Origin of the sequence: Klebsiella sp. 141251 (assembly GCF_050600725.1) — a bacterium.
Classification (GTDB): Bacteria; Pseudomonadota; Gammaproteobacteria; order Enterobacterales; family Enterobacteriaceae; genus Klebsiella; species Klebsiella aerogenes.
In genome coordinates this window covers 379,925-404,864 of record NZ_JAQIRG010000002.1, presented here as the reverse complement: position 1 = coordinate 404,864, position 24,940 = coordinate 379,925, and the positions used below count along the sequence as shown (strand labels likewise).

Below are 24,940 nucleotides of genomic sequence, written 5' to 3'. Positions count from 1 at the left end.
CAGGAGTGCCGTTATTCCTGATACAGCGCCAATGCCTTGTTAAACTTGGCAGAGGCGATATTACTGAGTTGCGCATGAAAACCGTCATTGATTGTTGAGTGTAAATTACCGGCAAGGGTGTCTGCCGATTGCACATTCCAGCCGGTACCCAGCAGGCTCAACGATTCGTGCTTGTTCTTATAATATTCACTATCAATATTAAGTGCGGTGCCTTTAATTCCAAGGCAAGCGCCTACAAGATGGTGATGAAAACGGGTACTAATAATCTCACCATCAGCCTGAACCGGGATACCTCCATGCCAGACATGCGAGAAAGGATAAAACTGAATATCAGGGATGGCCTTCTGCAGTTCGACAAATGCCGTGTTGTCGGCGCCTGGAATAGCTTCTATATAACCTATTTTCTTGCCGCATTGATGCTGTTGCTGAAGGTAATCGGCAACCAGGGAAACAAGCTTTTGAAATATATCGTCTTCAGAAAGTTCATTCTGAATACAGCATAAAATATCCGGCAGATCGGGGCTATTGTTTTTGGATACCACATCCAGGTCATAACCCAGGAACACATCGTCCTGAGTATTTTCAACCGCAAATCGACTGGCCGTTGCGGGATCGCGAACGGAAAAATAATCAAATGAGGTTATCGCATCGTTAAAAATTTCAGCGGCAAGGAACTCTTCGTGCGGGTAAATGCTGATGCCGGTGGCAATCGTTTTAGCTTGCGAGACCTGTTTTAGCGCCTGGCAAGCGAACAGGATGGCATAGTTTTCTTTCCAGTTGGCATTGATATAGCCGCCGCCTAGAATATGTACAATATCAGCAGAGCGTAAAATATCGATATTCAGGTCAATATCAGGAGAACCATAATCCTTAATAAGACTGGCAGTTTTATTATTTATATCAGTTAGAATATCTACGGAACGCCAGCAAATTTTCCACAAGGTATTAATGGCTTTGAAGTTGGGATGATACTTCATAAACAACGATTGCACGTTACCTGGTTCAGGGGTATCTAACCAGACTTCATACTGTGGATAATTTTTATAAAGGAAAGATAGCCAGGTGGCGGTGATTAATTCATCGCCATAATTTGGTCTTCCGGAACATGAAACCAAATAAACTCTCTTGCTCATACCGTTTCCTTTACGTGGTTGTGTAAGTTTGCTTAAATTATGATGGTATTTTGTACAGATAAATAAATAATGCGAATATTTAAGATGTTAATATAAATAACGTTTATCGTATAGGTATGTTGTCTGATTTGGTGATGGGGGTGGCACAATGTTCACGATAAGAGCTGTATGATGGCGGTCTGACGCATGGGCAGCCGACACGATTGTGCGCTGTGACTCCGCTGATGAGAGACGTTAAACGAGAGCAAATCTAAACCAAACCTCACTGACGGGCTTACGGAGCTTTACTCCCGGCAAGTCACGTCTATACTAAGCACAACTTCACACAGGAGAGATATGTTGGACAGTCACCCTTATTTAAACATCAAGGCAAACTGACGCTATCTATTCTGCGCTGTTTGCCAACCGGCAGGCAGCAATCCTTTCCCAAACCCGATTGCCTCCTGATAACTGGAATTCGCTTTTTTGCGAGGTAATTCATCATGCTATTGTTTTTTTACGCACTGTTCCCTCCGCCTTTGCCGCGGTAATACACGCTCATATTAGCCATTAAGGCTCTCTCACTGCGGTTTGGCAAACCTCGCAGGGATATTTAATACGCGCAATTATGAGTGTGAAAAAATAACATCTAACTATGCATAATTTATTTATGCAGGGACTACCACATCTAAATTTGGGGATGAATCATGACTGACATGAAATTAGAAAACCGGAATACCAACCGGTCTGCGTCAGAAAATGATAAGCAGCATAAAAAGAGCTTTGCGATTGAAACGGAGGCCTTTAATAGCCCGGATCACACGCTGTCGCGTTTAAATAGCAGTCGGCAGGGGCTAACGACCGCCGATGCGCTGGAGCGGCTGGAAGATTATGGCCGCAACGAAGTGGCACGAGAAACCGCGCCGCCGTTTTTTATTCAATTACTGCAGGCATTTAATAACCCGTTTATTTACGTGCTGATGGCGCTGGCGGCAGTCAGTTTTATTACCGATTACTGGCTACCGCTGCGTAATGGTGAAGAGACCGACCTCACCGGCGTTATTATTATCCTGACGATGGTGAGCCTGAGTGGTCTATTACGCTTCTGGCAGGAGTTCAGGACCAATAAAGCCGCGCAGGCGCTAAAATCCATGGTCCGTACCACCGCAACGGTACTGCGCCGCGGGCCGGGAAATATTGGCCCCAGTCAGGAGGAAATACCCATTGAAGAGCTGGTGCCGGGCGATATTATTTTTCTTGCCGCGGGCGATCTGGTGCCGGCAGATGTTCGTCTGCTGGAATCACGGGACCTCTTCGTCAGTCAGTCCATTCTAAGCGGTGAATCGCTGCCGGTGGAAAAATATGACCTCATGGCCAGCGTTTCAGGTAAATGCAGCGATCGTTTACCGACGCCGGATAAAAATAAAAGCCTGTTAGAGATGGGCAATATCTGTCTGATGGGGACGAACGTCACCAGCGGCAGGGCGCAGGCGGTAGTGGTGGCGACCGGCGACCGGACCTGGTTTGGCTCACTGGCAAAATCGATTGTCGGCACCCGCACGCAGACCGCCTTCGATCGTGGGGTGAATAGCGTCAGCTGGCTGTTAATCCGCTTCATGTTGATTATGGTACCGATCGTGTTGTTGATTAACGGTTTCAGCAAGGGCGATTGGGTTGAAGCCTCGCTATTCGCCCTAGCGGTGGCGGTCGGTTTAACGCCTGAGATGTTACCCATGATCGTCAGTTCGAACCTGGCGAAGGGCGCGATTGCCATGTCGCGACGCAAGGTGATCGTTAAACGTCTTAATGCCATCCAAAACTTTGGCGCAATGGATGTGCTGTGTACGGATAAAACCGGCACCCTGACCCAGGACAATATCATTCTTGAGCATCATCTCGACGTCGGCGGCGCGGAAAGTAATCGGGTATTAATGCTGGCGTGGCTGAATAGCAGCAGCCAAAGCGGAGCGCGTAATCTGATGGACAGGGCCGTGCTCCGTTATGGGGAAGGCCGGCTGGCGCCGACGGAAAAAGAGCGCTTCGTTAAGCTTGATGAATTGCCATTCGATTTTGTACGTCGCCGCGTATCGGTCTCGGTGGAAGACAGCCGCTATGGCGATAAAAGCCTGATTTGCAAAGGGGCGGTTGAAGAGATGCTCGAAGCCGCGACCCATATCCGTGAGGGCGACAAGATCGTTGAACTGGATGCGCTGCGCCGGGAACTGCTGCTGACGAAAACCGAAGATTATAACGCTCAGGGCTTCCGGGTATTGCTGGTCGCTACCCGCAAGCTGGACGACACCGCGCTAAACGTGCCGCTCACCGCCGCCGATGAACAGGGGCTCACCGTTGAGGGCATGTTGACCTTTCTCGATCCGCCGAAGGAAAGCGCGGGCAAAGCCATTACCGCGCTGCGTGATAACGGTGTCGCGGTTAAGGTGCTTACCGGTGATAACCCGGTGGTAACGGCGCGGATTTGTCTTGAAGTGGGGATTGATTCGCACGACATTCTCACCGGCCAACAGGTTGAGTCAATGACTGACCGCCAGCTTCAGCAGGAGGTCGAGAAACGCGCGGTGTTTGCCAAACTGACGCCGCTGCAGAAGTCGCGCATTCTGCAGATGCTACAGAAAAATGGTCATACCGTTGGTTTTCTGGGCGATGGCATTAACGACGCGCCGGCGCTGCGCGATGCCGATGTCGGTATTTCTGTCGATAGCGCGGCGGATATCGCGAAGGAGTCCTCGGATATTATTCTGCTGGAAAAAGACCTGATGGTGCTGGAAGAGGGCGTTATTAAAGGACGCGAGACCTTTGGCAACATTATCAAATACCTGAACATGACCGCCAGCTCCAACTTCGGCAACGTGTTTTCGGTGCTGGTCGCCAGCGCCTTTATCCCGTTCCTGCCGATGCTGGCTATTCATCTGTTGATCCAGAATCTGATGTACGACATCTCACAGCTGTCGCTGCCGTGGGACAAAATGGATAAGGAGTTTTTGCGTAAACCGCGCAAGTGGGATGCGAAGAACATTGGCCGCTTTATGCTGTGGATTGGCCCCACGTCGTCGATATTCGATATCACCACCTTTGCTCTGATGTGGTACGTCTTCGCCGCCAATCATGTGGAGGCGCAGGCGTTGTTCCAGTCCGGCTGGTTTATTGAAGGGCTGCTGTCGCAGACGCTGGTGGTGCATATGTTGAGAACGCAGAAAATACCGTTCATCCAGAGCCGCGCGACGCTGCCGGTACTGCTCACCACCGCCGCCATTATGGCCATCGGCATTTATATCCCATTCTCGCCGCTTGGCGCCATGGTGGGGCTTGAGCCGCTGCCGCTGAGTTATTTCCCGTGGTTGGTTGCCACGCTGCTGAGCTACTGCCTGGTGGCGCAGGGTATGAAACGTTTCTATATCAAGCGCTTTGGCCAGTGGTTCTGATGACAAAAAGGAGGGATGACGATGAATCGTTCACCGGAAGATCTCATCGCCTGGATGTTTTTACTGGCCGGTTTGCTGGTACTGGCGCTGGCGATACGACAAATCTTTGAATAGCGGGGGGACTATGCGCAAAACATCATTAGACCCAATCTTTATCCAGGCTGTGTTGATGATGGTGGTGATAGTCTTACTCACCGTCTGGATTAGGTAGTTTAAGGCCCGGGGCATTATTGCTCCGGGCCTGAGGTAAAGTCCTGCGGTATTCCTGCAACATGGCAATTGGCGCTTTCCACCACGGGGAACGCGTCGATTAGCTCAATAATGGCAGAGCTTCGAGCATATTCTTCAGGTTTAGGGCATCCCACGGCAAGTGTTCGGCGACGGTGAGTCCCACCGGTTTGGCCTGAGCGGCAGCTTGATTGATAAAATTAACCACTTCGGCAATCGTCAGTTTCCCTTCGGCGACATCGCCGAAGTCGTGTACGCCGCGCCCCGGACGAGCAAACAGCACCGCTCGAAACAGGGCCGGGTCGAGGACATCAAGATCGAGGTGGATGGCCAGGTACTCAACACTTTCGCGCGCTATCCACTCGTCGATCGCCTGCGGATTCTGACGCAGCTCTGAAGGGCTTAAGGTGGCGATACCGCGTTCAGTAATAAACTGTTTTTCGACATCGAGGGGGCTATGGATCCCAGCAATAAGCGCTTTGCCAGGCGATAATGGCTTTCTGACCACCTGGGTTAGTTCCACGTCGCCATTGCCCATCAACGCCCCAAGAACGTGGGCATGGGCATGTGGGAACTGCTCTGGCGTCATAATGTCCGGGTGAGAATCAATCCATAACACCCCCAATTTATCGCCATATTTTTCCGCAAGCCAGGCAAAGGGGGCCAGAGAGACCAGACAATCGCCCCCTAAGGTGACGATGGACTCTGGCTGAGTTCTGGTGATTTTGTCTTGCGCATCAAGCAGCTGTTCAACTACCGCACGGCGGCCGACAATACCATCTTCATTAACCAGCGGCGCCTTGGTCGGGGCGGGGACGCTGACCTCCTCAACGGCGCCCTGGGCCGGCGGCGCCAGCCACGCCAGCAGCTGCGAACCGAAAAAGTAGGGCGGATTGTTACCGCCTTGCCACTGCGGGAAAAGTAAACGCAGTGTGTGGTAAGTATTTTGAGCCATATCATCCTCGCCTCAGGCATGTGCAATTAAATGAACGAACGTTCATTCATTTATAATGAAACGCGCGATGCACGATGGCAAGCAAAAAACGGCAGAAGCAGGTAGAATTGCCCATCGCCGGAGGTAGTTGAAATGTTAAATAATTCAGAAACGTACCATAAGCTGATTGTCGCCGCGGCGGCGTGCTTTGCCGAAAAAGGATTTAATGGAACCAGCGTGCGCGAAATTGCACTGCGCGCAGGTATTAGCCTCGGCGCGATGTACACCTACTTCAAGGGCAAAGATGAACTCATTGAGGCGATTATCCTTGAAGAGCAAAAATCGGCATTAGCTAAGCATCAGGAGCGCTTTGAAGGTTCCCATTTTGCGCAGATTTGCGCCTTAGCCGTTTCCTGTATTGAAGAAGTGGGGTATCCCTCATCTCACCAGCTGTGGGTGGAAATTATTGCTGAGTCGGCAAGAAAGCCGGCGCTGCGGCAGATTTTCGTCAATAGCGACAGGATCATGCGCGACGGAATGGCACAGATTATTACTCGCGGAATTGCCGCGGGTGAGCTCAGCCCACACGTTAATGTCGAAGAAGCAACGCTTACCATCTTTGCGTTAATCGATGGTTTGATTGGCCGTAAAGCGATGAATCCCGCATTTAGCGTGGCTAAGGATCTGCCGCACTTTGACCATGTCATGGCGACCATTCTCGATAAAAATAGCGTTAGTGAATCCCATGCAACAGTACGCTGATTTCTGTTTTAGCGCCGTGATGGCCCAACGGGCGGCAAAAGAAAATCTCACCCTTGATGCCGACCAGCTCGCGTTAGTCGCCGATTTGCAAACGCTGAGTCAGCAGTTATTCCGGCAGCAAACGGCAATACAAGGCTTGTACGTCTGGGGGCGAACCGGGCGCGGGAAAAGCTTTATTCTCGATAGTTTCTTTGCCAGTTTGCCGCTGCGTGAAAAGCGGCGGGTACATTTTCATCACTTTTTCCGCGAGCTCCATCAGCGGCTGAACGCCCCTTCGGCGCCGCGATTGCCGCAGGTCGTCGCGCAAATGACCGACAACTGTCGTCTGCTCTGTTTTGATGAGTTTCACCTTCATGACCCGGCTGACGCGATGTTGATGAAGGTGCTACTGGAACATTTATTCGCGCGAAATATCGTCTTATTAGCGACCTCCAATTATCCGCCCGACCGTTTGCTGGCGAATCCGCTTTATCACGAACGTTTTTTGCCTTCCATTAACCTCATTAAACGGCATATGACGGTAACGGCGCTCAACGGCGAACAGGATTATCGCGAGCGACATACCTCGCTGGAGAATGATTTCTGCCAGGGAAAATTGTTGGTGCAGCCAACTCTCAGCAGCCGCGCAGCGCTCGGTTTGCCGGCTATTGCCCCGCAGGCGCAGGCTCTGCAGGTAGGTTATCGAACCCTGCACACGGCATCGCCGCAAGGGACCTTTCTGCATTTCACTTTCGAGCAGCTCTGCCTTGCGCCCACTTCGGTCATGGATTACCTGACGCTATGTGAGCAGCACCAGAACTGGCTCGTCGAGAATGTTCCGCCGTTGGCGCGAGTTAGCCCGGCGGCACAGCAGCGCTTTATCAACGTGGTGGATATTTTGTATGAAAAACAGTGCCGCTTAATATTAATTACCGATTGCGGGCTGGAAACACTGGTGGCGGATGTGGAGCTGGATGATATTCAGCGCACCTACAGCCGGTTACAGCAGCTCGCGCGGGAAGCATAAAAAAAGCGCCTCTCGATAATGAGCGGCGCTTTAACAGAGTAACCTGCCGCCGATTATTCACCGGCGGGCAGGGGAATTACAGATCGAAGCGGTCCAGATTCATCACTTTCGTCCATGCGGCAACGAAATCAGTAACGAATTTCTGTTGCGCATCGGCGCAGGCATAGACTTCGGCCAGCGCGCGCAGGACTGAGTTAGAACCGAACACCAGATCAACGCGCGTGGCGGTATATTTCTCTTCGCCGCTCTTACGGTCGCGACCGGTAAACAGCTCAGCCTGTTCATCGGCGGCTTTCCATACGGTGCCCATATCCAGCAGGTTGACGAAGAAGTCAGTGCTGAGGACGCCGACGCGATCGGTGAAGACGCCATGTTGGCTGCCGTCGAAGTTAGCGCCCAGCACGCGCAGGCCGCCGACCAGCGCCGTCATTTCCGGCGCCGTCAGGGTTAGCTGCTGCGCTTTATCGATAAGCAGAGTCTCCGTCGACACGCCGCCTTCGATGCGACGGTAATTACGGAAACCGTCGGCCAGCGGCTGCAGCAGATCCATTGCTTCAACGTCGGTCTGATCCTGGCGCGCATCAACGCGACCCGGCGCAAACGGCACGTTTACGCGAACGCCGGCAGCGGCGGCAGCCTGCTCAACGCCCACGACCCCAGCCAGAACGATGATATCCGCCAGAGAAGCTTTACCCGACGCTTTCTGGATGGCCTGTAGCGTTGGCAGCACTTTGCTGGCGATGGCGTTTACCGGCCACTCTCTTTGCGGCAGCAGGGCCAGACGCGCGCCGTTAGCGCCGCCGCGTTTATCACCGCCACGGAAGGTTGAGGCGGAAGCCCAGGCAACGGAGACCAGTTCGCTAACCGACAGGCCTGAATCCGCAATGGCCGTTTTCAGCGTGGCGATGTCGGAGGCGGTTGGGTTATGCGTCGGCGCCGGTAACGGATCTTGCCAAATCAGATCTTCTTTTGGCACTTCCGGCCCGAGATAACGGGATTTTGGCCCCATATCGCGGTGAATCAGCTTAAACCAGGCGCGTGCGAAGGCTTCGTTGAAGGCCTGCGGATCGTTCAGGAAACGGCGCGAGATTTTGCCGAATTCCGGGTCGAAGCGCAGCGTCAGGTCCGTTACCAGCATCGTCGGCTTGCGTTTTTTATTTGGATCAAACGGATCGGGAATAATCTCTGGCGCATCTTTCGCTTCAAACTGAATAGCGCCCGCCGGGCTGCGCGTTTGTACCCATTCGTATTTGAACAGGTTCTCGAAGAAGTAGTTGCTCCATTGGGTCGGTGTTTGCGTCCATACCACTTCCAGACCCGAGGTAATGGCGTCCGCGCCTACACCGCTGCCGTAAGTACTGCTCCAGCCAAGACCCTGAGATTCCAGCGGAGCGGCTTCTGGTTCCGGACCCACATGGCTTGCCGGCGCGGCGCCGTGCGTTTTACCCAGCGTATGGCCGCCGGCAATCAGCGCGACGATTTCTTCATCGTCCATCGCCATATTGCCGAAGGTCGCGCGAATGGCTGCCGCGGCGGAAAGCGGATCGCCGCTGGCGTTAGGGCCTTCCGGGTTGACATAGATCAGACCCATTTCGGTGGCGCCCAGCGCTTGTTTTTCCAGGCTTTCCGGGTGGCGGTGTTTCAGCCACTCTTTCTCATCGCCCCAGTCCACGTCGAGGTCCGGTTCCCACACGTCTTCACGCCCTGCGCCGAAACCGAAGGTCCGGAAGCCGGCGTTTTCTAATGCCACGTTACCCGCCAGCATATACAGGTCGGCCCAGGAGATTTTCTGACCGTACTTTTGTTTCACCGGCCACAGCAGGCGACGGGCTTTATCAAGGCTGACGTTATCAGGCCAGGAGTTAAGCGGGGCGAAACGCTGCTGACCGCGACCCGCGCCGCCGCGGCCATCAACGGTACGGTAGGTCCCCGCGCCGTGCCACGCCATGCGAATAAACAGGCCAATATAGCTGCCCCAATCGGCGGGCCACCACTCCTGGGAGTCGGTCAGCACCGCGCGAAGGTCGGCTTTCAATGCGGAGTAGTCGAGCTTTTTGAACTCTTCCCGATAGTTGAAGTTTTCGCCCAGCGGGTTAGAACGGTTGGAGTGCTGATTCAGCAGGTCAACACGAAGTTGGTTGGGCCACCAGTCACGGTTGGCGGTACCGCTACCGGCGCTTTGCTTCGGCGTCTCGGCGTGGAAAGGGCATTTCCCAGCGGATGGGTTGTTAGTGGGATCATTTGACGTGCTCATATCAGGCTCCGTTTGCTTTTGTGAATGCCATTACGATATACACTGCTACCAATAAGCGATATTTGAATGAGTCTACGGATTTAATAGCTTTTACCGTTCAACAAACATAATTAAAACCAGTGTTTTAGTGTGATTACTCGGCGAAATTCAAAACCACACCTTTAAACATAGTCGTAACGCAGCGGTAAAGGAAACGTTATGATGCGTTAACCGCTACGGATCGCTAATTGTTTGAGATATGACAATTTTACTGCGATGAATGGATTAGCGTTGCCAGTAAAGCGGCGTGCCGAAAACGTCGGTAAAATAATCAATCACGGTGCGTACATTGAGCGACGGATGACGAGCATGCGGATAAATCGCGGCAATGTAAGAGGGCAAATGGTTGATGCCAACGCTGTAGTCATTCATCAGCGAAACTAATGTTCCCTGCGCCAGCGCGTCGCCCACCATCCAGTCTGGAAACAGAACAATACCCATTCCGCCAATCGCTGAAGTGAGAAGGGCATCGGCGTTGTTTGAGATTAGCCGCGGTGTTTGCGGGTAATGGGTCCACTCTTCTTCCCCCTGGCGAAAAAACCAACGGTTAGCTCCCTGTGAACCGCGATACACCAGCGTGTGATGTTGATTGAGCTCAGAAGGCGATTGCGGCGCGCCGAAACGGGAAAGGTAACCCGGCGCTGCGGCGAGGTAATAGCGCTGGGCGCCAAAAACCTTTGCGTGATAGCTGGCGTCAGGCAGGGCGCTGATGCGAAAAATGATATCAGTCGCCTGGCGATGAGGATCGACAAAGTCATCGGTCAGAATTAATTCGAACTCCAACGCGGGATAACGATCGGCCAGTCCGGCTAACCATGGCGCGATATGCCGTTGGCCGAAGTAGACCGGGGCGTTGATGCGCACAAGTCCGCCAGGTTGTTGGGTGCGATCTTGTAATTCGCGTTGCGCGTGAGCGATTTGCTCGGTCATCCCGCGGGCATAGTCAGCAAACAGGTTTCCGGCCTCCGTTGGAACGACCGCACGCGTATTGCGATAGAACAGCTGCTGGCCTAGCGCATCCTCGAGTTGCTGGATGACCCGTGAGATAAGAGAAGGGGATACGCCTTCACGGCGCGCGACAACGGAAAAACTATGGCTGTCATACACGGCGATAAACAGCTGGAGGGCGCGGAGATTGATGTTACCTACGTCGGCCATTGATGCAAATCCTGCAAAGGTGTTTGCAAAACTATACTATTTTTTGCATTAGCGCGCCGTTCTATTCTCTTCCGCTCTTAACAACTGAAGAGTATTCAACATGCAGCGTGTGCTGATTTTTTTAGTGATTGCCGGCGGAATGGGGCTGTCCGTAGAAGCAGGTTTGTTGGGGCCGCTGGCGGGTCAGGTCGGTGATTTATGGGCAACAATGAGTATTTTCTCTATTGGCGCGGCATTAACATTTTTACTGATGCTTTTTTTTAGCCCGCGACAGAGTCCCTCTTTTTTTTCGCTCCCCGGCTGGCAATTAACCGGTGGTCTGTTGGGGCCCGGTTATGTGGTGATATTAACGATTGTGACTCCGGCGATCGGTATCGCAATGACAATTACCGGCGTTCTCGCCGGTCAGGTATGTAAAAGCCTGTTAATCGATCATTTTGGCTGGTTTGGTAGTCCGCGGCGAAAAATAGATCGCCGCCGGGTTATTGCACTGTTGTTCATTGTGGCGGCATTAATGCTGATTGCCGTTGATTGAGGTGCTGATATGAATATGTTGATGATTATTTTGTCGCTGATTGGCGGCGCATTGCTAAGCGTACAGGCTGCGGTGAATGGCCGTCTTGGCGCACATGTCGGAATATTGCGTAGCGCATTTTTGACCTTTTCCATTGGCGCGTTGGTGACCGGTTTATTGATCGTTTTCTTTGCTCCGCAGCAGTCGATGACGCTGCTGGATGTGCCAAAGTGGCAACTGCTTGGGGCGTTCTGCGGGGTACCCTATATTGTCATCATGGTGCTAGCAGTACAGCGAATCGGCACGGCAACGGCGACGGTGGCGGTAATATTTGGTCAGCTCGCGATGAGCTTGCTGATTGACAATTTTGGGTGGTTGGGGAATAGCGCTATTGCCTTTTCGCCACAACGCCTGGCGGCGGTTCTGTGTTTGGCGCTAGCGCTGTACTTTATATACGCGTCTGGCGTATCAGGGGCAGTTGAGCCGACAAAACGGTCGGGAAAGGCGAAATGGTTGTCGACCGAACGGGAATAAGCTAATACTTAGACACCATGTGACTGGCGCTAAAGACAGAATACTGTTGGGGAGCATGGTCAAGTACGCCGCGCGCCTGGGCATTACCCCTATCTGGAGATAAGTTATGCCTGAATTAGCTTCATTATCGGCTTTTGCCGCGGTGGCGTTGGGTTTGGTATTAACTCCTGGCCCCAACATGATGTACCTCACTTCACGGTCGATTTGCCAGGGAAAACGCGCCGGCTTTATTTCTCTTGCTGGCGTTGCGCTGGGATTTTTCTGTTATATGCTGTGCGCGGCTTTTGGCATAACCGCGCTGGTTTTCGCCGTACCCTATGCCTACGACGCGTTGCGAATTTGCGGAGTGGCTTATTTACTCTATTTAGCGTGGCAGGCGATTAAACCCGGTGGGCGGCCGATTTTCGCAGTTCGCGACTTACCGGCGGATAGCGGGCGTAAGCTGTTTCTGATGGGCCTTCTTACCAGCCTGGCGAATCCAAAAGTGGCTATCATGTATTTGTCTTTGCTGCCACAGTTCATCACCCCCGGGCTCGGCAGCGTGCTGAGTCAGTCGCTAATATTAGGCTGCACCCAGGCGCTAATAAACGTGGCGGTAAACGGACTTATTATTATGCTGGCCGGGCAGGTGGCGCTGTTTCTTGGGCGGCGGCCGGGCTGGCAACAATTTCAACGTTGGCTGATGGCGACGGTACTTGCCGGAATGGCCGTAAAAATTGCCTTTGAGGCCAGAAAATAACCGTTACTGGCGAACCCCGCATGCTGATGCCTTTCTCCGGTTGAGAAAGGCATCTCACGTTCTAACATACTGATACATTTCTGCCAGTTCATTAGCAACCTTTCTGTAGGGCTAATGCGTCAATAAAGCTATTCTTCCCCGCCTTTATTTTTTGTGCTTTCAAGTGACTCAGGTAAATTGCCGCCAATGCCCCTATTGAGAGATGAGATCCGCGACCACTCGGCAGAAGAGATGCTATTTATCCGCCGCGCCGTCATTGCTTTCCTGTTGGTGGTGGTCTGCTTTGGCGTGTTGATTTTCAATCTCTACCATCTCCAGGTAGAGCAGCACGATTTTTATCAGACCCGTTCCAACCAGAACGACATTAAAATGCTGCCGATCGCGCCAAGCCGGGGGCTGATTTTCGACCGCAACGGTATTCCGCTGGTGCAAAATATCACCCTGTATCGCCTGCAGGTGATCCCCAGCAAAATTGCCGATATGTCGGCGCTGCTCCAGGCGTTAAGCCCGATTGTCGACCTGACGGCGGATGATATCGCCAGTTTCCGCGACGATATGCACCACAATAGCCGCTATAAAGAAGTGACGCTGAAATCCGATCTTACCGATGTGGAAGTGGCGCGCTTCGCGGTCAACGAATTCCGTTTTCCCGGCGTCACCGTCGAGAGCTACCAGCAGCGAAGTTATCCCTATGGCGCGGAACTGGCGCACGTTGTCGGTTACGTTTCCAAAATTAACGATAACGATTTACAACGGCTGGCGAAAAACGGCGAAGCAGAAAACTACGCGGCCGATCGCAATATCGGCAAACAGGGAATTGAAGGCTATTACGAGAAAGAATTACACGGCACCACCGGTTATCAGGAAGTCGAAGTAGATAACCACGGCCGCGTCGTTCGCCTACTGAAAGAAGTCCCGCCGGTCGCCGGCAAAAATATCTATCTGACGCTCGACCTGCATTTGCAGCAGTATATTGAGTCGGTCCTGAAGGGCCAGCGCGCCGCGGTCGTGGCCGTCGATCCGCGCGACGGCGGCGTACTGGCGATGGTGTCGAGCCCCAGCTATGACCCGAATCCCTTCGTTAAGGGGATTGGCTACCAGGCTTACAAATCGCTGCTCGATAACCAGGATCGCCCGCTGATTAACCGCGTCACTCAGGGCTTGTATCCCCCGGCTTCCACGGTCAAGCCGTATATGGCGCTCTCAGCCCTTTCCGCCGGGGTGATTACGCCAAATACCACCTTCTTCGGCGCGCCAACCTGGACGCTACCTGGTACTCAGCGCCGCTATCGCGACTGGTTAAAAACCGGACACGGTATGTTGAATGTGACCAAAGCGATTGAAGAGTCGGCGGATACGTTCTTCTACCAGGTCGCTTTTGAAATGGGCATTGACCGTATTCATCAGTGGCTGAGCAAGTTTGGTTATGGACAGCCGACAGGGATTGACCTGAACGAGGAGTATTCTGGCGTGTTGCCGAGCCGAGAGTGGAAACAGCGGGTCCATAAAAAACCGTGGTACCAGGGTGATACTATTTCCGTCGGTATCGGCCAGGGCTACTGGATCGCCACTCCTATTCAAATGGTGAAAGCGCTGACCACCCTAATCAACAACGGCAAAGTACAAAACCCGCATCTTTTGTACTCAATGAAGCAGGGGAATAAGGTCGAACGCTACCAGCAGCCGGCCAATTTACCGCAGGTTGGCGACCCGAAATCGCCATACTGGGGGATTGTCCGCAACGGTATGTATGGCATGGCGAACCTGCCGAACGGGACGGGATATAAGTTGTTCCATACCGCGCCGTATCAGATTGCGGCGAAGTCCGGGACCTCGCAGGTGTTCAGCCTGAAGGAGAACCAGACCTACAATGCCAAAATGATCCCGGTACGTCTGCGCGACCACATTTTTTATACCCTGTTTGCGCCGTATCAGCATCCGAAGGTGGCGATGGCGCTCATTCTCGAAAATGGCGGCGGCGATGGCGTTGTCGCCGGCCCGACGGCGCGCGCGATTCTCGACCATATCTTCGACCCGGCGAATGCGCCAGCTGCGGATAGCGCGCAAAGCAACGTTCCGCAGGTCGAAAGCGCCGATGCGCAGTAACGACCTTAAGTGGTGGACGTCGTCGGCGCGCTATATAAGATTTGCCAACTGCGGCGACGGCGAGTTATCTCACGCCATAGCGCGATGATCTCGTCCAGCTGCAGCTCGTTAACGTCCTGCGGCGTGGCTACCGGTAGATGATAGCGCTGGCGCAGGGCGGCGAGCGCGGTTGCGCTGGCGTCCCGCACCTGACCGTTCTGCTCAGCCAACTGGTGTTGTAACTGGCTGAACTCAGCTTGCTCACACAGCGTTAACTGGCGAAGAAAGGTTTTACAGCAGCGTAGTAGATTACCGGCGGAACGGTCGGGCGATTGCAGCGCCAGCAGCAGGCCATCGCGATCGGCGATCCGCTGATAACGGCAGCTCACCACGTAGCCAATCTGCTGTTCGACCCGCAGACGCTGGAAGAATTGCGGCTCGCAAAGTAGCGCCAGCAGTTGCAGCGCGGCCAGCGAGGCCCCCTCAGGCAATGGAATAAAAACCAGAAGCGCGCTATCAGAGCTGGCGTGAGGAAGACGCTTAATACCGCGGCGACCGCCTGCCGAAGAGCGAAGCTCGGCGTTGACCGGGGCGTTGAGCAAGCTCAACAGACGGGCAACCTGCTGCGCCAGATTGCTGCTGCCGCCTACCATCGCCGCCAGCCAACCCTCCTGCGGCGGAGCGATAGTCAATTGTTCAGGTAATTGTTGCAGTAGCTGGCGAATGGCGATGGTTTCAGGTGTGACCACCGTCCCCGGCGCGGGTTGAGATAATCGGCGCATGAGCGCGGTGACGACGCGCTCCGCTACGCCGCCGGATTCAGGTAGCTGTAGAGTAAGCTGCCAGTTGCCGTCCACCGTTTGCCACTCGCCGCTGCCGCCAGCATGGCGAAGTTGCGCGAGCAAGGGACGGATCTGCTGGCTTATCGCCATACCCTGCGCCTGGCTGAGCACGCTATAGAAAGGCTTGCGAACGATCAGCGTAGGCGTTTGATTATCTGCAATGACATGCAGCATTGGGCTGGTCGTTAGCGGCAGTTCAGGTGCCTCAGCGGTCGCCGCCTGCGGATAAAAGCTAAATGCCAGCAGATCCGTCACTATCGTCCGTGGCTGCCAGCGGCTGAGCGGCAAGGTAAAGCCCTGGGTTGCCACGCCATCGCCAGCCGCTATTTTGCGGCAAACCAGCGAAGAGGCCGGCGCCGACAGCAAGCTGGCGCAGAAGCCAGCAAAATCGACGGGCGGGGAATCGGGCGCAAAACCCAATGCCCGCTGGCGGAGCTGTTCGAGCGGGGTCAGTGCGTCAAAACGCCGCTGCGCCAGCTTGTAATAGTGCATCTGCTGTTCAGGCGAGGTGTGCCGCAATGCCTGCAGCCATCGCTCGACATGCTGCTTGATGGCGTCGGGATGGTCGCTGCTGAATACCAGCGCCAGCCAGCCGACGCGTTCATCCTGGTAAAGCCAGTTCAGCGCGACATCGTCCGCGAGCCCGCATTCACGCAGCCCGCCCAGCAGGCTGCCAGGCGCTTCATCCAGTAAGAATTCGCGGAAAGTAGTGACGTTGTCACCTTTTTCGATGAGCGGACAACGCCATACCGCCGGTTTGTCTTCAACGGCCAGTTGAAGATCCACATTGTTGCTAAAATGCGCAGAAGGCGGGCTTTCCGGCGGCAGGCCGCCAGGGAACCCCGCGGCAAAAAAATGGGCCAATTCGGCTAATTCATCAAGCGACTGCGGCCCCTGAAGCCATAGCTGCAGATGGCTGGCGACATAATAGCGCTGGTGAAACTCGCCGAGCGCACTCTGCAACGCAGGCAAGTTTCCGCCCAGCGAATCCATGCTGCCGACCTGAAAACGGCGAAAAGCCGCGGGCGCCGCCATCGCGTGACGGGCCGCGGCTTCACGGCGGGAGGGATCGTGCTGCTGGATAAGCCGGTTTTCCGCATCGATGACCGCCAGTTCCTGACGGATATCTTCAGGCGACAGCAGCGGCGCCCGGAGCGTATCCCGTAGACGGGTGATGCCCTCGGCCAGACTGTTGGCGGCGACCTCGAAGAAATAGGCGCTGTGGCGGGCAAGGGTGGTGGCGTTGACGCTGCCGCCCTGGCGTTGGATCCACGCCATCAATCGCTCATCATCGTGATAACGCTGGCTGCCGCGAAACAGTAAATGTTCCAGCAAATGGGCCAGCCCCGGCAGGGCATCGGTTTCGTGATGGCTTCCGGCGCCCACCTTAACCAACGCCGCCGCACGCGTCGCCTGCGGATGATGAACCAGCGTTGCGCGCATACCGCCTGCCAGTTCCACGATGCGGGTGGCGGTGGTCATCACAATTCCCGGGTTTTATAAATCAGCTGTGAACGGGTGCGGTTGCGGAACTGCAGCTGGCTGATTTTTATGTCGCTGCAGGCCGCTTCGCGCCGCGCTTCGAGGATTTTATGGTGGTGCGGCGATTTGCTGCACACCGGGTCAGCGTTATCGGCATTGCCGGTCAGCATAAAGGCCTGGCAGCGGCAGCCGCCGAAATCTTTCTCTTTTTCATCACAGGAACGACAGGGCTCCGGCATCCAGTCAAAGCCGCGGTAGCGGTTGAAGCCAAATGAGTCATACCAGATCGATTCCAGGCTTTGCTCCAGCACCGACGGGAACTCGACCGGCAGCTGGCGCGCGCTGTGACACGGCAGCGCGGTGCCTTCCGGGGTCACGCTGAGGAATATCGAGCCCCAGCCGCCCATACAGCCTTTGGGACGCTCTTCGTAGTAGTCCGGGGTGACAAAAAGCAGATTGGTCAGATTACCGTTAGCCGCCATTTTGTGTCGGTAATCAGCAACGACCTGTTCAGCACGGGCGATCTGTTCGCGGGTCGGCAGTAATCCCTGACGATTGAGGAACGCCCAGCCGTAAAACTGGCAGGTGGCGAGCTCAACATCATCCGCTTCCAGCTCGATACACAGCTCGATGATTTTATCGATCTGGTCGATGTTGTGGCGATGCAGGACAAAGTTCAGCACCATCGGGTAGTCGCGCGCTTTTACCGCTTTCGCCATCGCCAGCTTCTGCTGGAACGCTTTTTTGTTGCCCGCCAGCGCCGCGTTAAGCACTTCATCGCTGGCCTGGAAGCTAATCTGAATATGATCCAGCCCGGCCTCGCTGAAGGCGTCGAGTTTGCTCTCGGTGAGCCCAATGCCCGACGTAATCAGGTTGGTATAAAAACCGAGATCGCGCGCGGCGCGAATCAGCTCCGGCAGATCTTTGCGCGTCAGCGGTTCGCCGCCTGAGAAACCCATCTGCACGCTACCCATGGCCCGCGCCTGGCGAAAGACCTCAATCCACTGTTCGGTAGTGAGTTCTTTCTCCTGCTGAGCAAAGTCCAGCGGGTTAGAGCAGTAGGGGCACTGCAGCGGACAGCGATAGGTCAGTTCCGCCAGTAGCCACAGCGGCGGATTAACGGCGGGTTTATTCTGGCTCACGGAAGATAATCCACTTCTGTTGGTAAGCTATCTGCAGGAATTCGATGACGTCGTCATCGACGCCGCCCGCTTCCGGGAAACGGGCGTTGAGTTCGGCGATTATTTTTGCCGCGTCGCGTTGACCATCGACCAGCTCGAGGATCGCGGCGGCGGTTTCATTCAGTTTCGCCATTCCTTCCGGATAGAGGATCACGTGGCTATCCTGAGCGGCTTCCCACTGCAGGCGGTAGCCGCGACGAAAGGCGATGATTGCGCTCTTTTGCATAGTTATACCAGTCGGGTCGTGTGCCAGGCCGCCTTGTCGGTGACCGTATGATAGGGCGGGCGCTGCAGTGCGTAGGCCATGGTCATGGCATCCAGCATCGACCACAGAATGTCGAGCTTAAACTGCAGGATCTCCAGCATCCGGTTCTGTTTATCCGCGCTATCGCAGTAGATCTTCGCCAGTTCCAGTCCATGTTCGACGTCGCGATTGGCCTGGCTTAAGCGGCTGCGGAAGTAGAAATAGCCTTCTTCTTTAATCCATGGATAGTGCTGCGGCCAACTGTCGAGGCGCGACTGATGGATTTGCGGGGCAAACAGTTCGGTTAGCGAACTGCACGCCGCCTCCTGCCAGTTGGCCCGGCGGGCAAAATTGACGTAGGCGTCGACGGCAAAACGCACGCCGGGCAGCACGTGGCGCTCGCTGAGTAACTCATCGCGGCTTAGCCCCACGGCTTCACCCAACTGCAGCCAGGCTTCAATACCGCCTTCCTGGCCGTGACTGCCATCGTGGTCGAGGATCCGCTGTACCCACTTGCGTCGGGTGTGCGGATCGGGGCAGTTCGCCATAATGGCGGCGTCTTTTAGCGGGATATTGGTCTGGTAGTAAAAACGGTTCGCCACCCAGCCCTGGATTTGCTCGCGGCTGGCCTCGCCGTTGTGCATCGCAATATGGTATGGATGATGGATATGGTAGTAGGCGCCTTTTTCCCGTAGCGCTTGTTCAAACGCCTGTGGCGATAGGGTTTCGCGAATCTGCATAGTTAGTCCTGAAGCGTGATAGGCATTCCGTCCCAGCTCACTTCAATTCCCTGTTGCGTCAGGGCGTTACGCTGCGGCGACTGCTCGTTAAGGATTGGATTAGTATTGTTGATATGAATCAGAATTTTGCGCTTCGCCGGGAGTGAGGCCAGCAGCGCCATCATGCCGTGTTCATCGCCAAGCGCCAGATGGCCCATATCACGACCGGTATTGCGCCCGACGCCGGCAGCCTGCAGTTCATTATCCTGCCATACGGTGCCGTCAATCAGCAGACAGTCCGCTTTTTTCAGCCACGGCAAGAGCGCTTCGTCCGGTTCGCCAAGCCCCGGCGCATAGAATAGCGTCTGGCCGTTGCGTCGGTTTTCGATAAACAGCGCCACGTTATGGCCCGGCAGCGGCCTATCGCGAAACGGCGAGTAGGGCGGCGCATTGCTGGCGATGGGGACGGCGGTAAACTGCAGGTCGGGACAGGCGTCAACGGTAAAACTATTCAGCGGAGTGACAGGATGGTGAATCAGGCCGCCGTTCCAGTGCCGTAACATGGTAAAAATGGGAAAACCCGTGCTGAGATCCTCATGTACCTCCGGCGTGCACCATACCTGATGGGGGCAGCCTTCGCGCAGGCTCAGCAGCCCGGTCGTATGGTCAATCTGGCTATCGGTAAGAATAATGCCGCCAATATGCGTGCCGCGCAGAACGCCTTGTTTATTTAACTCTGGCGTATGGGCAATTTGCTGGCTGATATCGGGAGAGGCGTTACACAGCACCCACTCTTTACCGTTATCGCTCACGATAATGGAAGACTGAGTACGAGCAGTGGCCTGAATCGTGCCATTGCGCAGACCCTGACAGTTGGCGCAGTTACAATTCCACTGCGGAAAGCCTCCGCCAGCGGCGGAACCGAGGACTTTTATAAACATGAAGACGGACCAGATAAAAAAACAAAATGCCCGCACGGACCGCGGGCGGAGCGATTAGCGGTTGGAAATGTACAGCGTCACTTCCAGACCCAGACGTAAATCAATAAAAGCAGGTTTCTTCCACATCGTTTTTTCCTCTATAAAAATGCGACATCAACAACGTCGGTTGTGTCGGTTTTGTGATGGCAATCAAATATTGCCCCTCAGGGGGATAAAGGTCAACCGGCAACATGTAAGTATTTAACCTTGCGTTTACAATATAACCTATTGTTGCCAAACATTTTTTAATACCTTTTGCCAGTTGCCCCACAGCAGTTTATCCAGCACCAATTGTTCATAACCACTATGGCGCAATGCGTTGATTAGCCGTGGTAAACCGCTCACATCGCCCAATTCGTCCGGTAGCGTGATGCCGTCAAAATCGGACCCCAGCGCCACGTGATCGTCGCCCATGATGTTAATAAGATAGTCGATATGGTGAACGATGGTACGCAATGGGGTATCGCTATCGCGTTTGCCGTCGGCGCGCAGGAAAGCGTTGCCGAAATTGACGCCGACCACGCCGCCGCTGTCGCGAATTGCCCGCAGTTGTTCATCGGTGAGATTACGCGGCTGCGGGCATAGCGCATGGGCATTGGAGTGGGTGGCTACCAGCGGCGACGTCGAGTGATGGGCGGTATCCCAGAATGCTTTTTCATTCATATGAGACACATCAATCTGCATCTTCAGGGCATTGGCCTGCTTAATAAGATGGATACCTGCCGCTGTCAGTCCAGGCCCAGTATCCGGGCTACCGGGAAACGAACCATTAACGCCGCTGCCGAAGCGGTTAGCAATATTCCAGAACGGTCCAATGCTGCGTACCCCGGCGGCATAGAAGGCCTGCAGGTCGTGGCCCTCGCCATCAAAACCCCCGGCGCCCTCAATATGCGCCACCATTGCCAGTACCTTATCCTGGCGGCAGCGTTCGATATCCGCCGCGCTCAGACACAATCTCAAGCGTCCAGCGGACTGCGCGACAAGTTGCTTCAGGATGGCCAGCTGCTGCCAGAGGATAGCGATCGGCTCCCATCGCTGGCTGGCGTATTGCGGCGCCATACGGGCAATATACTCCTGCGGCGGCACGAATAGCGCGAATAGCCCGCCGGCAAATCCGCCTTGCTGCATGCGCGGATAGTCGAGATGGCCGTTCTCAATCCCGGCAAAGAAAGCGGTTGCAGGATCTTCGCGATGGTGAAGCCATAAATTGAGCAGCAGGTCATTGTGACCATCAAAAATCGCCATAGCGCGCTCCCTCTGCTGGTTTTACTGGAAATGCCTGACACGGTAACTGATTTGTTCGCTGCGGCAAGTGGAAATTCACAACTTAGCAACAATCGCCAAATCTGGCGTTTGTATCACACTGTATCAATCGACAATCCTCATACATGGCGATGCAAAAACACGATAAATCCCACACATGCGGGATACACAGGCCTGATTAACTGTTCACGTACTCGCTTAACGCTTCCAGATAAAAGGTGAAATGAGGATGAACAGATTATCCGCAATCCGTCATGTCAGCGCGGCGGCGCTGTGTCTCTCCGCGCTGTGGTCCGCCAGCGTGTGCGCTGCTGAAGACGCAGGCGCTTTCGACAAGGTGCAACAAATCAACGCCGGGGACTTGAATATCGGTTATGTCGATATGGGGCCACGCGATGGCCAGGCGGTAATTTTGCTGCACGGCTGGCCGTATGATATTCAAAGCTACGCGCAGGTGGCCCCGGCGTTGGCGCAGAAGGGGTACCGGGTCATCGTGCCGTATCTGCGCGGCTACGGCTCCACCCGTTTCCTGTCGGCTAAAACGCCGCGTAACGGTCAGCCATCGGCGATGGCGGCTGATATTGTGCATCTGATGGATGCGCTAAATATTAAGCAAGCGGATTTCGCCGGCTTTGACTGGGGTGCGCGTACAGCGGATATCGTCGCGGCGCTCTGGCCGCAGCGGGTTAAGTCGCTGGTATCGGTGAGCGGGTATCTGATTAGCAGCCAGCAAATTGGCGAGAAGCCGTTACCGCCGCAAGCGGAACTGTCGTGGTGGTATCAATTCTACTTTGCCACCCCGCGCGGCGAAGCAGGCTACCGGCAAAATACCCATGACTTTGCCAAATTTATCTGGCATCAGGCTTCGCCGCGGTGGACATTCACGGAGGCCACGTTCGCCAATAGCGCGAAAGCGCTGGATAACCCGGATCACGTTGCCGTCACCATCAGCAACTACCGCTGGCGCCTGGGGTTGGAGCAGGGCGAAGCGAAATATGCGGCTTACGAACAGCGACTCGCGAAACTGCCGGCGATTAGCGTACCCACAATTACCATCGAGGGGGAAAACAATGGCGCGCCGCATCCGGCGCCGGATACCTATCGGGCGAAATTCACCGGTAAATATGAGCATCGGGATTTCAAAGGAGCAGTGGGACATAACCCGCCGCAGGAGGCGCCAGCGGAATTTGTTCAGGCGGTTATTGACGCCGATCGTTTATAAGCCTCACCGCGGCGCAAACGCAGAGTTGCGCTTGCGGAGAAGCCGCATATGCTTTTCATGAGCTTATTTTTCCGCAGGAGACGCCTTTGGAACGTATTGACCACATCCTGGTTGTCGATGACGATCGCGATATCCGCGAACTGATCGTGGGTTATCTGGAGAAATCGGGCTATCGCGCCAGCGGCGCAGCTAATGGCAAAGCGATGTGGTCCGTACTTAAAAACCATCAAATCGATTTGATTGTCCTCGATATCATGCTGCCCGGCGATGATGGTTTAACCCTTTGTCGCCAGTTGCGCAATGATGGCCAACAGGATATCCCGGTGCTGATGTTGACCGCGCGTAGCGAAGATAGCGACCGTATACTTGGTCTCGAGATGGGGGCCGACGATTATCTGGTGAAACCCTTCGTGGCGCGGGAGCTACTGGCGCGGATTAAAGCCATTTTACGCCGCGCCCGCGCGCTTCCCCCCAATTTACAAATCAGCGAAGCCGGCAGGCTTATCGCCTTTGGCGACTGGCAGCTCGATACCTCAGCGCGGCATCTACTGGACAAGAGTGGCATAATTGTGGCGCTAAGCGGGGCGGAATATCGCCTGCTGCGGGTGTTTCTTGATCATCCTCAACGGGTGCTCAACCGCGATCAGTTGTTGAATCTTACACAGGGGCGTGATGCCGAACTGTTTGAACGGTCTATCGATCTGTTAGTGAGTCGCCTGCGTCAGCGCCTGCGGGAGGACGCGCGTGAACCCGCCTATATCAAAACCGTGCGCAGCGAGGGTTATGTGCTGTCAGTGCCGGTGTCGATCCGCGAGGCGCGATAATGAAAGTGTGGCCGGCGTCACTGCAGTCGCGCTTAATGTTGATGATTTTTCTCGCTCTGCTGCTTGCGAATGCCCTGACGCTATCGCTTCTGCTCTACGAACGCATGAGCAGCGCCCGTAGCGTCATGCTGGGCAACCTTGAATACGATGTCGCCACCAGCGTGGCTATCCTTGATCGTCTTCCGCCGCAAGAACGCCCGCATTGGTTGCCGCGTCTGGCGCGCGGTAACTACCGCTATCAGCTGTCTGCTGGACAAACTGGCGACTATCCCACCAGCTGGCGTACCCGCGATGCGGTACGCTCGTTACAGGAAGCTCTGAGCGGTCGCTATCCTGTGAGTATTGTCGCCGTCCCTGGACCGCGCGAACATATTCAGGCCCACGTGACCCTGCGCGACGGCGCGCCGCTGTGCATTGACCTGTGGCCAAAGCTGCCGGCCATCGCGCGTTGGCTGCCGCTGGTGCTGGTCGCGCAGTTTCTGTTACTGCTATTTTGCGCCTGGTACGCCGTCCGCCAGGTGGTTGCGCCGATGGCCCGTTTTACCCGCGCCATTGATACGCTGCAACCGGCTACTCCGGCGGCAGGGCCGCTGGCCGAGAAGGGGCCGCAGGAGGTGCAGCGCGCGGCGCGCGCCTTCAACGCGATGCAAAAGCGAATACAGGACCATTTGCAGGAGCGCGCGCGGATCCTGGCGGCGATCTCCCACGATTTACAGACGCCGATTACCCGTATGAAGCTAAGGGTTGAGATGGCTGACCAACCGGCACTCCGCGATAAGCTGTTACAGGATCTCGATAGCATGACCCGACTGGTTCGTGAAGGCATCGCGCTGGCACGATCGGCCGAACCGCTGGCAGAAGCGCCGCAGCGGATGAGTCTCAATGCATTACTGGATAGCATCGCCTGTGATTATGCCGACATCGGTAAAGCGGTCAGTTTTCATGCCGCTAAAGGGGCGGACGTCATGGCGCTTCAGCCGCAGGCGCTGCGGCGAATCATGAGTAATTTAATCGATAATGGGCTGAAATACGCCGAAAAGGTAGAAATCAGCCTGAGTTATTCGCCGAATGGCGATGTTATCATTCACGTTGCTGATGATGGCCCCGGCATCCCGGAAGAAGAACTCACCGCCGTACTGCAGCCGTTCTATCGCCTCGAGCAGTCACGTAATCGCGATACCGGCGGAACCGGTTTGGGGCTGGCAATCGCCGCCCAGCTCGCCGGACAGATGCAGGGAAGTTTGACCCTGCATAATCTTCAACAGGGCGGTCTTGAGGCGCGGGTACGTCTCAATACCGCCGCTTTGTATCCTTCTGTATCCACGTCAACTGTAGATAAATCCCTATACTAAACCGCCGTTTCACGGACATATCCGCC

The 24,940-nt window shown here is 54.9% G+C and carries 23 protein-coding genes and 1 riboswitch; of the genes, 12 read left to right on the top strand and 11 right to left on the bottom strand.

Annotated features, from left to right (window positions below; all coding sequences use genetic code 11):
• Positions 1-11 precede the first annotated feature (11 nt).
• Positions 12-1,133 (bottom strand): polysaccharide pyruvyl transferase family protein, encoded by a 1,122-nt coding sequence (locus PGR09_RS06520; RefSeq protein WP_430915943.1) that lies wholly within the window; start codon positions 1,131-1,133, stop codon positions 12-14.
• 686 nt (positions 1,134-1,819) lie between these two features.
• On the opposite strand from PGR09_RS06520, the gene mgtA reads away from it, so the two are divergent.
• Genes mgtA through mgtU form a run of 3 tightly spaced genes read left to right on the top strand, consistent with a single transcriptional unit; the run spans position 1,820 to position 4,763 of the window.
• Complete coding sequence (gene mgtA, locus PGR09_RS06515; RefSeq protein ID WP_047048549.1) at positions 1,820-4,552, top strand: magnesium-translocating P-type ATPase; 2,733 nt, start codon at positions 1,820-1,822, stop codon at positions 4,550-4,552.
• 21 nt (positions 4,553-4,573) lie between these two features.
• A complete protein-coding gene (gene mgtR, locus PGR09_RS06510; RefSeq protein ID WP_020078726.1) occupies positions 4,574-4,666 on the top strand; it encodes a protein MgtR in 93 nt (30 codons plus the stop codon).
• A 10-nt stretch (positions 4,667-4,676) separates the two neighbouring features.
• Complete coding sequence (mgtU, locus tag PGR09_RS06505) at positions 4,677-4,763, top strand: magnesium transporter protection protein MgtU (RefSeq protein ID WP_257880777.1); 87 nt, start codon at positions 4,677-4,679, stop codon at positions 4,761-4,763.
• 99 nt (positions 4,764-4,862) lie between these two features.
• Here mgtU and PGR09_RS06500 read toward each other — a convergent pair whose 3' ends face one another.
• On the bottom strand, positions 4,863-5,735 hold the full coding sequence (locus PGR09_RS06500; protein ID WP_315710556.1) for an arginase family protein: 873 nt from the start codon (positions 5,733-5,735) through the stop codon (positions 4,863-4,865).
• Between the two features lie 132 nt (positions 5,736-5,867).
• On the opposite strand from PGR09_RS06500, the gene PGR09_RS06495 reads away from it, so the two are divergent.
• Entirely contained in the window at positions 5,868-6,476 is a 609-nt protein-coding gene (locus tag PGR09_RS06495) for a TetR/AcrR family transcriptional regulator (protein ID WP_045394217.1), read from the top strand.
• Positions 6,460-7,482 (top strand): cell division protein ZapE, encoded by a 1,023-nt coding sequence (zapE, locus tag PGR09_RS06490; RefSeq protein ID WP_063415558.1) that lies wholly within the window; start codon positions 6,460-6,462, stop codon positions 7,480-7,482. The genes PGR09_RS06495 and zapE overlap by 17 nt, the downstream gene beginning before the upstream one ends.
• A gap of 76 nt (positions 7,483-7,558) precedes the next feature.
• On the opposite strand, the gene katG is transcribed toward zapE, so the two are convergent.
• Positions 7,559-9,736 (bottom strand): catalase/peroxidase HPI, encoded by a 2,178-nt coding sequence (gene katG / locus PGR09_RS06485; protein ID WP_047048540.1) that lies wholly within the window; start codon positions 9,734-9,736, stop codon positions 7,559-7,561.
• A 264-nt stretch (positions 9,737-10,000) separates the two neighbouring features.
• On the bottom strand, positions 10,001-10,933 hold the full coding sequence (locus tag PGR09_RS06480) for a LysR substrate-binding domain-containing protein (protein ID WP_430915942.1): 933 nt from the start codon (positions 10,931-10,933) through the stop codon (positions 10,001-10,003).
• A gap of 100 nt (positions 10,934-11,033) precedes the next feature.
• Here PGR09_RS06480 and PGR09_RS06475 point away from each other — a divergent pair, with 100 nt between their 5' ends.
• The 4 genes from PGR09_RS06475 (at position 11,034) to mrdA (ending at position 14,826) form a co-directional block, all read left to right on the top strand.
• Complete coding sequence (locus tag PGR09_RS06475) at positions 11,034-11,468, top strand: DMT family transporter (protein WP_047048535.1); 435 nt, start codon at positions 11,034-11,036, stop codon at positions 11,466-11,468.
• Positions 11,469-11,477: 9 nt separating this feature from the next.
• Positions 11,478-11,981 (top strand): DMT family transporter, encoded by a 504-nt coding sequence (locus tag PGR09_RS06470; RefSeq protein WP_063415564.1) that lies wholly within the window; start codon positions 11,478-11,480, stop codon positions 11,979-11,981.
• 9 nt (positions 11,982-11,990) lie between these two features.
• Positions 11,991-12,070, top strand: a riboswitch (ZMP/ZTP riboswitch).
• 17 nt (positions 12,071-12,087) lie between these two features.
• Positions 12,088-12,720 carry a LysE family translocator gene (locus PGR09_RS06465; protein ID WP_430915941.1) on the top strand — a complete coding sequence of 211 codons (633 nt, stop codon included), beginning with the start codon at positions 12,088-12,090 and terminating at the stop codon, positions 12,718-12,720.
• Positions 12,721-12,906: 186 nt separating this feature from the next.
• Positions 12,907-14,826 (top strand): penicillin-binding protein 2, encoded by a 1,920-nt coding sequence (gene mrdA, locus PGR09_RS06460; RefSeq protein WP_045394227.1) that lies wholly within the window; start codon positions 12,907-12,909, stop codon positions 14,824-14,826.
• Positions 14,827-14,831: 5 nt separating this feature from the next.
• Here mrdA and pqqF read toward each other — a convergent pair whose 3' ends face one another.
• The 7 genes from pqqF to PGR09_RS06425 all read right to left on the bottom strand — a co-directional run bounded on the left by pqqF (position 14,832) and on the right by PGR09_RS06425 (position 21,498).
• On the bottom strand, positions 14,832-17,129 hold the full coding sequence (pqqF, locus tag PGR09_RS06455) for a pyrroloquinoline quinone biosynthesis protein PqqF (protein ID WP_430915940.1): 2,298 nt from the start codon (positions 17,127-17,129) through the stop codon (positions 14,832-14,834).
• Positions 17,129-18,271, bottom strand: a complete 1,143-nt coding sequence (gene pqqE / locus PGR09_RS06450; protein WP_020078732.1) for a pyrroloquinoline quinone biosynthesis protein PqqE — start codon at positions 18,269-18,271, stop codon at positions 17,129-17,131. The genes pqqF and pqqE overlap by 1 nt, the downstream gene beginning before the upstream one ends.
• Positions 18,258-18,536, bottom strand: a complete 279-nt coding sequence (gene pqqD, locus PGR09_RS06445; protein WP_015366526.1) for a pyrroloquinoline quinone biosynthesis peptide chaperone PqqD — start codon at positions 18,534-18,536, stop codon at positions 18,258-18,260. The genes pqqE and pqqD overlap by 14 nt, the downstream gene beginning before the upstream one ends.
• Before the next feature lie 2 nt (positions 18,537-18,538).
• Positions 18,539-19,294, bottom strand: a complete 756-nt coding sequence (gene pqqC / locus PGR09_RS06440; protein WP_430915939.1) for a pyrroloquinoline-quinone synthase PqqC — start codon at positions 19,292-19,294, stop codon at positions 18,539-18,541.
• A gap of 2 nt (positions 19,295-19,296) precedes the next feature.
• Positions 19,297-20,214 (bottom strand): pyrroloquinoline quinone biosynthesis protein PqqB, encoded by a 918-nt coding sequence (gene pqqB / locus PGR09_RS06435; protein WP_020078734.1) that lies wholly within the window; start codon positions 20,212-20,214, stop codon positions 19,297-19,299.
• A gap of 54 nt (positions 20,215-20,268) precedes the next feature.
• The gene (gene pqqA, locus PGR09_RS06430) at positions 20,269-20,340 is read right to left on the bottom strand and encodes a pyrroloquinoline quinone precursor peptide PqqA (protein ID WP_002905689.1); all 72 of its coding nucleotides are present in this window, start codon (positions 20,338-20,340) and stop codon (positions 20,269-20,271) included.
• Positions 20,341-20,478: 138 nt separating this feature from the next.
• Positions 20,479-21,498: a dipeptidase gene (locus PGR09_RS06425; RefSeq protein ID WP_047048524.1), complete on the bottom strand. Its 1,020-nt coding sequence runs from the start codon at positions 21,496-21,498 to the stop codon at positions 20,479-20,481.
• 247 nt (positions 21,499-21,745) lie between these two features.
• Between PGR09_RS06425 and PGR09_RS06420 the strand changes: the two genes are divergently transcribed.
• The 3 genes from PGR09_RS06420 to PGR09_RS06410 all read left to right on the top strand — a co-directional run bounded on the left by PGR09_RS06420 (position 21,746) and on the right by PGR09_RS06410 (position 24,914).
• Positions 21,746-22,738, top strand: coding sequence for an alpha/beta fold hydrolase (locus PGR09_RS06420; RefSeq protein ID WP_047067602.1), 993 nt, complete (start codon positions 21,746-21,748; stop codon positions 22,736-22,738).
• Positions 22,739-22,824: 86 nt separating this feature from the next.
• Complete coding sequence (locus PGR09_RS06415) at positions 22,825-23,562, top strand: response regulator (protein WP_045394241.1); 738 nt, start codon at positions 22,825-22,827, stop codon at positions 23,560-23,562.
• Positions 23,562-24,914: an ATP-binding protein gene (locus PGR09_RS06410; protein ID WP_430915937.1), complete on the top strand. Its 1,353-nt coding sequence runs from the start codon at positions 23,562-23,564 to the stop codon at positions 24,912-24,914. Before PGR09_RS06415 ends, PGR09_RS06410 begins: the two co-directional genes overlap by 1 nt.
• Positions 24,915-24,940: the final 26 nt, after the last annotated feature.

Bases quoted from the DNA above. Each gene is read 5' to 3' on its own strand.
- pqqF (WP_430915940.1), bottom strand. From the start codon at position 17,129: ATGACCACCGCCACCCGCATCGTGGAACTGGCAGGCGGTATGCGCGCA.
- pqqC (WP_430915939.1), bottom strand. From the start codon at position 19,294: ATGCAGATTCGCGAAACCCTATCGCCACAGGCGTTTGAACAAGCGCTA.
- PGR09_RS06495 (WP_045394217.1), top strand. From the start codon at position 5,868: ATGTTAAATAATTCAGAAACGTACCATAAGCTGATTGTCGCCGCGGCG.
- pqqD (WP_015366526.1), bottom strand. From the start codon at position 18,536: ATGCAAAAGAGCGCAATCATCGCCTTTCGTCGCGGCTACCGCCTGCAG.
- PGR09_RS06410 (WP_430915937.1), top strand. From the start codon at position 23,562: ATGAAAGTGTGGCCGGCGTCACTGCAGTCGCGCTTAATGTTGATGATT.
- pqqB (WP_020078734.1), bottom strand. From the start codon at position 20,214: ATGTTTATAAAAGTCCTCGGTTCCGCCGCTGGCGGAGGCTTTCCGCAG.
- zapE (WP_063415558.1), top strand. From the start codon at position 6,460: ATGCAACAGTACGCTGATTTCTGTTTTAGCGCCGTGATGGCCCAACGG.
- PGR09_RS06425 (WP_047048524.1), bottom strand. From the start codon at position 21,498: ATGGCGATTTTTGATGGTCACAATGACCTGCTGCTCAATTTATGGCTT.
- PGR09_RS06465 (WP_430915941.1), top strand. From the start codon at position 12,088: ATGCCTGAATTAGCTTCATTATCGGCTTTTGCCGCGGTGGCGTTGGGT.
- mgtU (WP_257880777.1), top strand. From the start codon at position 4,677: ATGCGCAAAACATCATTAGACCCAATCTTTATCCAGGCTGTGTTGATG.
- PGR09_RS06520 (WP_430915943.1), bottom strand. From the start codon at position 1,133: ATGAGCAAGAGAGTTTATTTGGTTTCATGTTCCGGAAGACCAAATTAT.
- mrdA (WP_045394227.1), top strand. From the start codon at position 12,907: ATGCCCCTATTGAGAGATGAGATCCGCGACCACTCGGCAGAAGAGATG.
- katG (WP_047048540.1), bottom strand. From the start codon at position 9,736: ATGAGCACGTCAAATGATCCCACTAACAACCCATCCGCTGGGAAATGC.
- mgtA (WP_047048549.1), top strand. From the start codon at position 1,820: ATGACTGACATGAAATTAGAAAACCGGAATACCAACCGGTCTGCGTCA.
- PGR09_RS06475 (WP_047048535.1), top strand. From the start codon at position 11,034: ATGCAGCGTGTGCTGATTTTTTTAGTGATTGCCGGCGGAATGGGGCTG.
- PGR09_RS06500 (WP_315710556.1), bottom strand. From the start codon at position 5,735: ATGGCTCAAAATACTTACCACACACTGCGTTTACTTTTCCCGCAGTGG.
- mgtR (WP_020078726.1), top strand. From the start codon at position 4,574: ATGAATCGTTCACCGGAAGATCTCATCGCCTGGATGTTTTTACTGGCC.
- PGR09_RS06470 (WP_063415564.1), top strand. From the start codon at position 11,478: ATGAATATGTTGATGATTATTTTGTCGCTGATTGGCGGCGCATTGCTA.
- PGR09_RS06480 (WP_430915942.1), bottom strand. From the start codon at position 10,933: ATGGCCGACGTAGGTAACATCAATCTCCGCGCCCTCCAGCTGTTTATC.
- PGR09_RS06420 (WP_047067602.1), top strand. From the start codon at position 21,746: ATGAACAGATTATCCGCAATCCGTCATGTCAGCGCGGCGGCGCTGTGT.